The following is an 11,586-nucleotide window of genomic DNA, read 5'->3' as shown; positions in this document are numbered from 1 at the left end:
ACTTTTTTTTTTTACGGTAAACTGCTGGCATTGGGCTGTCTAACAGCAATAAGACTTCTGCAAAACCTAACAGATTGCAACACTATGGTACGAGAAGGCTAATTACAGGAGTATTTTCTTATAAAAAAACATAGTAAAGATTGGTATTTATTAAAAAAATTTCATCTTTACGTCACCTGTCAACTATAATTTTATGAAACGGAGTAGTGATAAGGATATAAACAATTTATGGCAATCCTTTCAGACGGGCAATAGTGACAGTTTTACTGCCATTTACAATATCTATATATATCAGTTAATTGCTTATGGCTCAAAACTATGTCCGGATCAGCATACTGTTCGTGATAGTATTCAGGAAATATTCATTGATCTTTTCTTAAAACCCAAAAAGCAAAAAACGGAAATAAAAAACCTCAAAGCATATCTATTCATTGCTCTTCGAAACAGAATATATAAGAGACTTCAACGTAATTCCAGGATAGAGACATTAGACACAAGTACAGAAAATGTTGAACTTGATTTTCATATAGAATATAGCTACCAGGAGAAACTCGAACAAGAGGAGATTTCGGAGGAAATAAAAAATCTTCTTCAACAAGCTACAGCAAAGCTACCATCAAAACAAAAGGAGATTATATACCTCAAATTTGAGGAAGAAATGAGCTATGAAGAAATCGCCTCAATCATGCGCATCTCCGTTGAATCTGCACGTAAATTATTTTACAGAGCGATGCTTTCACTAAGAAGCTATATTGATAAAAAAGAGTTTAAAACTATCTTTTTTGTCTTTTTTCGAAAAATAAATTCAATTTGATGTCCATGTTTTAAGAATCAGGGGAACCTATTGGTGTATATCCGATTCTTATGAATGAAATATTAAAATTTTTAGAAGATCCAAAATTTGTAAAATGGGTCAACAAACCTTCAAAAAAGCTCGACAGATTCTGGATTGCTTATATTGAAAGCAATGAATCTGAAAAGGAACAAATACAACTCGCCCGGACCTTTATTTTATCTCTTAAATCAAAACCGGTTACCGACACCGAAAAAACCGCACAAGACATCTATTCTGCAATTCAGCAGGCAATTGTAAAATCAAGAGTAAAAACAAAAAGACGGACGTTAGTGCTTACCATTTCGAAGTATGCGGCCATCGGACTAATCTTTTTTGTACTGGGAATAGGCGTTAACCAGTATATCAAATCGCCTCGTTTCAATGAGTTTGAATACTTTGGGAAGAACGATAATAATTACCCTTATTCCACACTCACGCTTTCTGATGGAAAAAATGTTCAAATACCTGACAAAGAATCAGAGATTGTTTATAATAACCAGGGACAAATTGTTATCAATAAGAGAGATACAGTTCAGTCAGGGAAAGCAGTAATTGAAAATGATTTAAACCAATTGTTTGTTCCCTATGGCAAAAGTGCTTCTATAAAATTATCTGATGGTACCGTTGCACATTTAAATGCAGGGTCGAGTCTTATTTATCCTTCAAAGTTCGAAGGTTCAAGCCGGGTTGTATCACTTCTCGGAGAAGGATATTTTGATGTTACTCACAACCCGGATATGCCATTTATTGTGCAAACAAAAGAAATAAATATTGAGGTTCTGGGCACAAAATTCGATCTGTCGGCTTACCCCGGAGATAATATTGTGGAAACAATTCTTGTTGAAGGAAAAGTAAAAATGATAAAGCATGGCTTCCAATTTTCGTCAAAAGAGTACATTCTCTCCCCAAATCAAAGAGCTGCTTTTGATATTAACTCTAAAGAAACCTCAATTTCCGAAGTAAACGTCAACAATTATATTTCTTGGCAAAAAGGTTTTTTACTTTTTGAGACTCAGGATTTAAACCGGATTTTCAGAAAAGTGGAAAGGTATTATAACATTAAAATCAGTTACGCCGACCCGAATCTGGGCTTACTGCGAATTAGCGGAAAACTTGAATTGAAAGAGGATAAAGAAAGTGTGTTGAATGTAATAGCTAAAACAGCATCAGTAGAGATTGTAAAAATAAATGAAACAGAATATGCCATAAAATAGAAAAAGCCAAAGAGTATGTGCAAATACTCTAAGGCTTTAAGAGTATTAATCTTAATTTAATAAACCATCAAATTTATGAGAAAATCACGAAAGAGACATCTTTTCGATCGAAAAGATTATGTTTTTAATTTTAAAAAATTAAAGCTAACGCTTTTGCTTTCCATTTTGCTGTGTAGTACCGGCTGGGTAAGTTCTGCCGCCCAGGCAAAACTTAATCTCAACCTTAGAAATGCTACTGTTAAAGAATTAATCACGCAAATTGAGAGCCAAACAGAATATTACGTTTTATATCAGGACGAGGTTTTTCAAGAAGGACAGAAGATCTCTATTCAGGCTGAAAACAAAAGTATTAACTATGTACTGGAAGAGTTATGCAAACAAGCTTTTGTTACTGCCGAAATAGAAGACAACCAGATTATTCTGCGAAAAGCAAAACCTGCCAAAGCTGTTGTTCCAGCCCAGCAAGACCAACAAAAAGTAGTTAGCGGAGTTGTTACTGAAGTGGATGGATTTCCAATTCCCGGTGTTTCAATTATGGTTCTGGGAACATCCAGAGGTACCGTAACCAACGTAAACGGAGAATATAACATCCGTGTTTCGGTTAGCGATACCCTGCAATTTTCTTTTGTTGGAAAAAAACCGGAGCAAGTAGTTATCAAAGATCAGAATGTTGTAAACATTACGCTTTACGATGACGAAACCGAACTGGAAGAAGTACAGGTAGTGGCTTTTGGTAAGCAGAAAAAAGAAAGTGTAATCTCTTCAATTGAAACAGTTCGCCCGGCTGAACTAAAACAGCCTTCATCGAACTTAACAACTGCTTTGGCCGGTAAAATCCCAGGGATTATTTCGTACCAAACCTCGGGAGAACCGGGAGCCGATAATGCGCAGTTCTTCGTTCGTGGGGTAACCACATTCGGGTACAAAACAAATCCTTTGATCCTTATCGATGGATTTGAAGCCTCATCAGATGACCTTGCGAGATTGGAACCTGACAATATCGAAAGTTTCTCAATTTTGAAAGATGCGTCAGCAACCGTATTATACGGAGCAAGGGGTGCAAACGGTATTATCATCGTTGAAACAAAATCGGGTCGTGAAGGTCCGGCTAAGATCAATGTGCGTCTTGAATCACATCTTGCAACGCCTACACAAATGAATGAGCTGCTGGATGGAGTAGAATACATGAAACTATATAACGAGGCCCGTATTTCGCGCAATCCATTACTGGGTACCTATTACAGCGAGCAAAAAATACAATCGACTGCTGATGGCGTTGATCCAATGATCTATCCGAACATCGACTGGTACGATGAGCTTTTTGAAAAATCGACAATTAACAAAAAAGCGAATTTTAATGTATCTGGTGGTGGAAAAGTGGCGACCTATTATGTTGCAGGATCAATTGAAAACGAAACCGGTCTGTTAAAAGTTGATTCTAAAAACAATTTCAACAATAATATTGATATTAATCGCGTGCAGTTGCGTAACAACGTTATTATAAAAATTACGCCTACTACAAGACTTGACACAAGATTACAAGGAAGATTTGAAAGATACAACGGACCAAATTCATCAGCAGGCGACATATTCAGAATGGTAATGAACTCCAACCCGGTTGACTTTCCGGCAGTTTACGAACCAGACGAAGCGCACCTGCTCTCTGACCATATACTTTTTGGAAATACTTTTGTAAATGGTGGCCTAAAACAAAACCCATATGCTGAAATGGTTAGAGGTTATGAAGACAGAAACGAGAGTTCAATCACTGCAATGGCAACTCTATCGCAAGAGCTTGATTTTATTACTGAAGGATTAAAACTTCAGGCCAAAGCATCGGTAAACACCTGGAGCTATTATTCAAGCCGAAGAACTTACAGTCCATTCTTTTATGACCTGGAAAGCTACAACCAAATTACCGGAGAATATAAATTATTTGAGCTGAATCCGGAAGGTGGCCAGGTATATCTGGGTGATGTTGATCCGGGTAGAGATGCAAGTGCCCATTATTATTATGAAGCACGCTTGAACTGGGATAGAGAATTTGGAAACCACAGCATTGGCGTAATGACCGTGGGTATGTTCGAAGAATACCTACTAACAGCTGGTAACAGTACTTCAATCTACGAAACATTACCGGAAAGAAACATGGGTAATTCAGGACGTTTAACCTATGACTATGACACGCGGTATTTCTTTGAATTTGCTTACGGTTACAATGGTTCAGAAAAATTTAGCGGATCAAAAAGATATGGTTTCTTCCCCTCTTTTGGTGGTGGTTGGTTGATCTCCAACGAAAACTTCTGGACTCCAATGAAAGATATTGTTAATTCTCTAAAACTTAAAGCTACCTGGGGTAAGGTTGGTAACGATGCTATTGCAGGACGTCAGGATCGTTTTTTCTATCTCTCTGACATTTCAAAAGGCGGTAATGGATACCGTTGGGGAACAACTTTTATGAATGAATACGGTGGATACAATATTAACCGTTATGCCAACCCGGACATAACCTGGGAGGTATCAACAAAGATGAACCTTGGACTTGAAATGACCTTCCTTGATGATGCACTAAAAATCCAGGGAGACCTGTTTAAGGACGTTCGCGACCAAATCTATCTCCAAAGACAAAACTTCCCCGCCTCTGCCGGCTTAGAAGCAGCAATTAGTGGTAACGTTGGTAAAGTAGAGTCATGGGGATATGAAGCATCTGCGGATTACCAGTACATTTCACCCAAAGACTGGTGGCTAACCGGCCGTGCCAACATTACATTCGCAACAAACAAATATGTTGAGCTGGACGAAAAAGAATATGCCGATGAATACCTAAAACAAAAAGGCCATTCCACTAATCAATGGTGGGGATTAATTGCCGAAAGACTATTTGTTGACGAAGCAGAAATCGCCAATTCTCCAAAACAAGACTTTGGAACTTATCAAGCCGGTGATATCAAATACAAAGATGTTAACGGTGATGGTATCGTAAACTCGAACGACCGTGTTCCTCTAGGCCTTCCAACAGTTCCTGAGATTCAATATGGTTTCGGAGCATCAGGAGGATTCAAAAATTTCGATTTGTCCTTCTTCTTCCAGGGTAATGCCAGAGTTTCATTTTTTATTGATGCCAGCGATGCCAGCGATAATGTGAACAATCGGCATGGTATAGCTCCATTTGCATCAAGAAGAAATGCCCTTTCATTAATTGCTGAAGACCATTGGTCTGAAACAAATCCTGATGTACACGCTTTCTGGCCGCGTTTATCTGTTGATCCGCTTGCAAACAACACGCAAACATCAACATGGTGGTTAAGAAACGGTGCTTTTCTACGTTTAAAAACAGTAGAAATGGGCTACAACATCAAAACTAAGGGTTTTGAAAAAATAGGACTCGAAAATGCAAGAATTTATTGTAGTGGAGTAAACCTGTTTGTTGTCAGTCCATTTAAGTTATGGGATCCTGAAATGGGACGTGCCGGATTAGGATATCCGCCGAACCGAAGGTTTAACATTGGTGTTCAATTAGCATTTTAATTTTTAAAAATATTTGATATGAAAATTTTGAAAAAAATATTCGCAATCATATACATTCTTTCCATAATACCTTCGTGTACTGGATATCTGGATGTTGTTCCTGATAATACCATTACACTGGAAGATTTATTTAAAAAGAAAGAAGAGGCATGGGATGCACTGGCAAAAGTTTATAACTATATGCCAAGGATAGAAAAAACACACGAAACCATGTGGCTGGCCGGTGATGAGTATATCGGACGACTGGATTATAACGACAACACAGGGGATTTAAGAGGAATAAGAATAACACGCGGTTTACAAACTGCCAACAACCCGTTGTTAGGAAACTGGTCGGGTACAAATGGCGGCAAAAGACTATATGCAGGAATCCGTCAGGCAAACGTTTTTCTTAGTAATATTGATAATGTCCCGGATATGACCGAAGAGGAGAAAGCGGACTGGAAAGCCCAGGTAAAATTCCTGAAAGCCTATTACAGCTTCCTGTTGGTACGTAAGTATGGTCCCATCGTTATTGCTGACGAACTGATCTCGCCGGATGCTTCTAAAGAAGAATTATTCCAGGAACGTTCGAAAGTTGAAGACTGCTTTGACTACGTTATCACGCTCATGGACGAAGCTATTCCTGATTTAGTTGAAAAAGTTCCTTCAACCCTGGCCGGTCAGATTGACCAGGTTGTTGCCAAATCAATGAAAGCAAGGGTTATGTTATTCAGGGCTAGCCCATTTTACAATGGGAACATGGAATATTTTGGTGACTTCATGGACAAGGATGGCCAACCATTCTTCCCTCTGGTTTACGATAAAGAAAAATGGAAAGACGCTATTGATGCGATTGAAGATGCTATCGAAACATGCGAAGCCAACGGTATTCAGTTATATCATTATGATACGCAGCCTTATGTTTTCGATCGTGAAGATTATGCTGAAAATGATGAGAACGTACAGAGAATATACGACCTTAGAATGGCCATTACCGATCCTTGGAATGACGAATTAATCTGGGGGTATTCAAACCTTGATATATATGAACAGGGCGAGATTGGACACGCAACAAACATGAGACTGCCTGACGGTTACGGTGGTGGTATAACCAATACTCCTCAGTATTCATGGCAATGGTTGGCTGCAACCTACCGCATGGCAGAAAGGTATTACACAAAAAATGGTGTACCAATTGAAGAAGACCTTACTTTTGAACTAGACAAAAAGTGGGAAATCACGACAACTCCCGGTGCTGATGATCCGGAATATACTGAGATGAAAGGCATTATGCAACCAGGTGCCGAAACTATAAATCTGTACCTGAATCGTGAACCTCGCTTCTACGCCAACCTGGCAGTTACCGGAGGTTACTGGCGTACTCACGGTGTTCGTATCAACACAAAAATGTATGCAGGTAGTGATGGCGGTTTTAACTCATCGCAACATACTACCGACTACTTTGAAACCGGTATTGGTATCAAGAAATTTGTTCATCCTGAATCCAAATCGGGACACTGGGCAAGAACAGTTAAATACCCTTACCCTATTATCCGTTTGGCGGACTTGTACCTGATGAAAGCAGAAGCCCTAAATGAGTATTATGACGCTCCGACACAGGAAGTTTACGACGCCATAAATTTAGTACGCGAAAGAGCTGGTGTTCCGAATGTTGAAACAGTGTGGTCTGATGCAAGTATCGTAAAATCAGTTAACAAGCATACAACTAAGGAAGGTATGAGAGACATAATTCTCGCAGAACGTGGAAACGAATTGGCCTTTGAAGGAAGCCGTTTCTGGGATATGTTACGTACAAAAAGAGCTGTTATGGAATTCTCAAATCCGATTTGGGGTTGGGATTACAGAGGAACTACAGGAGCCAACTTCTTTAATCTTGAAGTTAAACAGTCGAGAAGATTTACAATTACCGATTGTTTATGGCCTATTGATTTGAATGAAATGAATACCAATTCTAAACTCGTTCAAAATCCTGGATGGTAATAAAAATTCATTTTAATTAATGATCGAAGAGAATAGATGATAAAACACTTCTATACATACATCGACAAAACCACTTGTGTACAAGTAACTAAAATCATTAAGTTCTTCGAAGATAAAATATGCGATATTATGAAAATCAAAATTAATTTTTTAATACTTGCTGCATTCGTAATCCTATTGTTCTCCTGCGAAGAGGAGACAATGCGTTTAGCAACAAGTGACGATAATACTCCTCCGGCCCAGCCTACTCAGGTTTCGTATACTCCCCTCTACGGTGGAGCCAGGTTTCACTATACTGTTCCTGAAGATGAAGACCTTTTGAGTGTTGAAGCCAGGTATACCAACAAAGATGGACAGTCTTTCTCTTTTGCAGCATCGTATTTTGTTGACTCACTTGACATATACGGATTTGGAGATACGATCGACTACGACGTTGAGTTATATGCTTTAGACAGGGCAGGAAATAGATCAGAACCGGTTATTGTTACTGTAAAACCATTGGAATCGGCTATTGCCCGTGTTACAAAATCACTTAATCTGAAACCGGCGTTTGGTGCTTTCTTTATCGATTGGGAAAACGAGCTGGAACAAAGTATAAATGTTTACGTTGATTTTAGTTATACCCAGAATGGTGAACAAAAACAATTCACTTCTGTATTCTCCTCAAATCTGGAAACCGACCGTCGTTATGTTGAAGATCTTAACCTCGGGCAGGACGAGCCTGTGAATGTAGAAATCCGTGTTTCTGATATTTACGGTAACATTTCAGATCCGGTTGACATGGGAGAAGTCACACTTCTGGAAGACACCCAAATTGATAAATCCAATTGGTTTCTGCCTCTCACAAACGATTCAATCGGAGGCATACCGCAAGGATTTGGAAGTAACTCAGAAGGTAGATTAGTACTCGCCGTTGATGGAGTAATCGATGAAGGTACCAACCTTAACTACATACACACCGGAGGAAGAGGCCGCACAGGTAACAGTGCAGATGGTAATATGCCATGGAATATTATTATAGATCTGGGTGACCACTATGAGTTAAGTCGCATTGTGACACATCAAAGACACATGGACTTCTGTGGCGATTTTTGTCAGGGGCAGTACTACAGAGGTGAAAACGTAGGTATCTACGAAATTTACATCTTCGACGATACAACCCAGGAATGGGAACTTGTTACCCAACATAAAATCGAAGTACCTGTTGGATTGAGTGAACTCGAAATCGTGAAACAAGGAAAAGAGGGCGATATGGCCTACATGTTCCCTGATGATCCTCAGTATACAAAACCTACACGTTGGGTGCGATACAGGGCGGTAAAAGGATTTGGAGGAAACTATACGCTTGATAATGGAAACTGTCTGTCTGAAATTACATACTACGGTAAAAAAAGTGGCAGTTAGTTTTATCTAACAATGAATAAAAATATCTGAACATATGAGAAATATAATATTATCACTAATAATCTTAGCTGCTTTTATTTGGTCATGCGAAGACATGTACGAAAAGCAGGAAATGTATGAAGGTGAAGTTGTTTATCCTGCCAAATACGATACCGTTATTGGTTATATCGGATATGAAAGGGTTGAGATTGACCTGATGAGTGCTGGACGAATTCCAAGCAGCGAGATAAAACTGGGAAAAGCTGTAAAAACTAAAATTACATACGACGATCAGGAAATCATTATTGACTCTTTGGTGTCGTGGGTAAATATTACGGGGCTTGCTCAATCTAAGCTTTATCGTTTCCATATAACTACGGTTGATGAATACGGAAACGAATCTGTTCCACAGGAAATTGCATTGATTCCATATACCAACACCGATTTAGCTCGCGTTGCAGTTAGCCCGCCAAGAGTAATGGCCTCACCTTCGGCTGCAGTTGTAGACTGGCCAAACGGAATATCATCAGTGCTAATGAACTACTACGGTTTAAAATTTAGCTACTCTGATAAGAACGGCGAAACACAAAGTGGAGAAAGAGGTGAAGATTCAAGATTTTTTGTTGGAAATCTTGAAGCAGGAGAACCTGTTAACATTGACATGGAATACAAAATAGTTCCAATTGTTAACCGCACTCCTATTCTGGATACCGTTATTTTCAATGATGTACTAAGCATCAATATGCCAACGAGCTCGTCAGAATTTTCTCCGGCAGAGAGATATATTTTACAAGCAAATGGTGTAACAGTTTTTACTGCTGATGGAGTTTCTGACATTGAGGAATTGGTATATCCGGTTCATGCGAATTCGCTTCAGGATATTTTTTACTTTCCGAATTTGAAAGTACTGGATCTCACGGGTAGCGATTTATTTAAATTACCTGAACTGGCATACGACAGGAACACAATTCAGGACGTTGTTGGTGGAGGCGATTATTCTCCATGTATAAGAAAAGCCGGAAACATATCTTCGGGCGACCAACAAGCATTAAAAGACCTTTTGGAAGCAGGTATTCTTGACAAAGTGTACTATTATCCACATTCAATGGGATTGGATGATTTGCTTGCTCCTTATGTTGAAAGTGGCGTGGTTGAATTGGTTGAAACACCTCAATCGGTATTACTTGATAACCAGTTCCACTTAGATGGTATCGTTCAGGACTGGAACTGGTGGTTGGATTACGAGTATCCGGCAACAGATGCTCCTGCAGGAGATGGACTTGAAAATATCTATAAAATCATTCCAAGAAGAACAAGTGCGTCGTTTATTTTTGCATTGCCTAAAGAGTACCAGTTTAATGTTGAAGAATATAAATACTTAAAATTTAGTGTTTATACTCCGAAAGAAAGTGATCTTGTTGGTACTTATGAACCTTTCAAAAGATTATGGCCACGAATCATGAATAACATGTGGGCATTTGGTGGCAATAGTAATTACGGACAAGAATACTGGGAAATACCTCGTTTCTATATTCCGGATAATGAACTTAACCAATGGACTGAAATTACTCTGGATTTATCTGAGGCAATGAACAGACATAACAGGGTTATTGTACTCAACATTGGAGGAGAACCCTGGGTTGATTTCAATCCGCCAGTTGATTTAGTTTATTATTTCGCAAACATACGTTTCGAGAAAGAATAAATAAGAATAACATATAACGCTCCCAAACCAACTAAATTCTAATTATAAGGCGATTCCTTCCAGGTAACTGGAGGGAATTTTCTTTTTATTACCTTATTGTTCAAAGAAAATATTCGTGTTGAATACCCATTCCCTTATCGGAGAAAGTACTTTCTAATTAATGTCCTTTCGCAAAACACCTCCCTACTCTTTCGATCATCATTTTTCAATTAACTCCAAGAGCTATAAATAAACCACCAACTAAACCTTAATGTCCTGATTTGCGTTTTACATCAACAACCTTTTAAATGAACGAATATGCAAAGTAACGCAGTAGGCTGGTTTGAAGTGCCGGTAACCGACATGGACCGGGCCATAAAATTTTACGAAACAGTATTAAACATCAAACTCGACCGTAACCAAATGGGACCGCTGGATATGGCGTGGTTCCCGATGACCGATGAAAGTTACGGTTCGGCCGGATCGCTGGTGTGCCATCCCGAATACTACACCCCGTCAACCAATGGTGTGGTTATTTATTTTACCGCGCACTCGGGCGACCTGAGCAACGAACTTTCGCGCGTTGAAGAAGCGGGAGGTCAGGTGCTGCAGCCCAAAACAAAAATCTCGGACGATTACGGTTTTATGGCCTTGCTTATCGATACCGAGGGCAACCGGATTGCTTTGCACTCAAGGGAGTAGATTTGGCATTTTGCGCGTTTGGCAATCTGCCTTAGTCCTCCGGAATTTTACAATTTCCCCCTGGTTTTTCAGATCGTGCCCCTTGGGGCGAAGCGTGTGCCCCTATCTTTTTATTCTGTGCCCCTTGGGGACGGCTTTGCGAAAACGGGGGCATGCTTTGACTCGTCCTAAAAAAAGTTTACAGGTTATTACTGTAAATTTATTTCTTTTTTATAATAGTTCTTCCATCTTTTTCTAATCGTTAAGCCTTTGATTTG

Annotated in this window: 7 protein-coding genes; all 7 read left to right on the top strand. The window is 39.2% G+C overall.

What is annotated here, in order from left to right:
• The first annotated feature begins 193 nt into the window (after positions 1 to 193).
• The 7 genes from G4420_RS20090 (at position 194) to G4420_RS20060 (ending at position 11,329) form a co-directional block, all read left to right on the top strand.
• Positions 194 to 814, top strand: coding sequence for an RNA polymerase sigma factor (locus G4420_RS20090; protein WP_163325740.1), 621 nt, complete (start codon positions 194 to 196; stop codon positions 812 to 814).
• A gap of 50 nt (positions 815 to 864) precedes the next feature.
• Positions 865 to 2,049 carry a FecR family protein gene (locus tag G4420_RS20085; RefSeq protein ID WP_163325739.1) on the top strand — a complete coding sequence of 395 codons (1,185 nt, stop codon included), beginning with the start codon at positions 865 to 867 and terminating at the stop codon, positions 2,047 to 2,049.
• Between the two features lie 75 nt (positions 2,050 to 2,124).
• Entirely contained in the window at positions 2,125 to 5,577 is a 3,453-nt protein-coding gene (locus tag G4420_RS20080; protein ID WP_163325738.1) for a SusC/RagA family TonB-linked outer membrane protein, read from the top strand.
• An 18-nt stretch (positions 5,578 to 5,595) separates the two neighbouring features.
• Positions 5,596 to 7,560 (top strand): RagB/SusD family nutrient uptake outer membrane protein, encoded by a 1,965-nt coding sequence (locus tag G4420_RS20075; protein ID WP_163325737.1) that lies wholly within the window; start codon positions 5,596 to 5,598, stop codon positions 7,558 to 7,560.
• Positions 7,561 to 7,689: 129 nt separating this feature from the next.
• Positions 7,690 to 8,964 carry a DUF4959 domain-containing protein gene (locus G4420_RS20070; RefSeq protein WP_163325736.1) on the top strand — a complete coding sequence of 425 codons (1,275 nt, stop codon included), beginning with the start codon at positions 7,690 to 7,692 and terminating at the stop codon, positions 8,962 to 8,964.
• Positions 8,965 to 8,998: 34 nt separating this feature from the next.
• Positions 8,999 to 10,648 (top strand): DUF4998 domain-containing protein, encoded by a 1,650-nt coding sequence (locus tag G4420_RS20065; RefSeq protein ID WP_204273767.1) that lies wholly within the window; start codon positions 8,999 to 9,001, stop codon positions 10,646 to 10,648.
• Between the two features lie 297 nt (positions 10,649 to 10,945).
• The gene (locus tag G4420_RS20060; RefSeq protein WP_163325735.1) at positions 10,946 to 11,329 is read left to right on the top strand and encodes a VOC family protein; all 384 of its coding nucleotides are present in this window, start codon (positions 10,946 to 10,948) and stop codon (positions 11,327 to 11,329) included.
• The last annotated feature ends 257 nt before the right edge of the window (positions 11,330 to 11,586 follow it).

The organism is Draconibacterium mangrovi (genome assembly GCF_010586825.1).
GTDB lineage: Bacteria > Bacteroidota > Bacteroidia > Bacteroidales > Prolixibacteraceae > Draconibacterium > Draconibacterium mangrovi.
The sequence above is the reverse complement of the archived record's forward strand: the minus strand, read 5'-3'. Positions and strand labels throughout refer to the sequence as shown.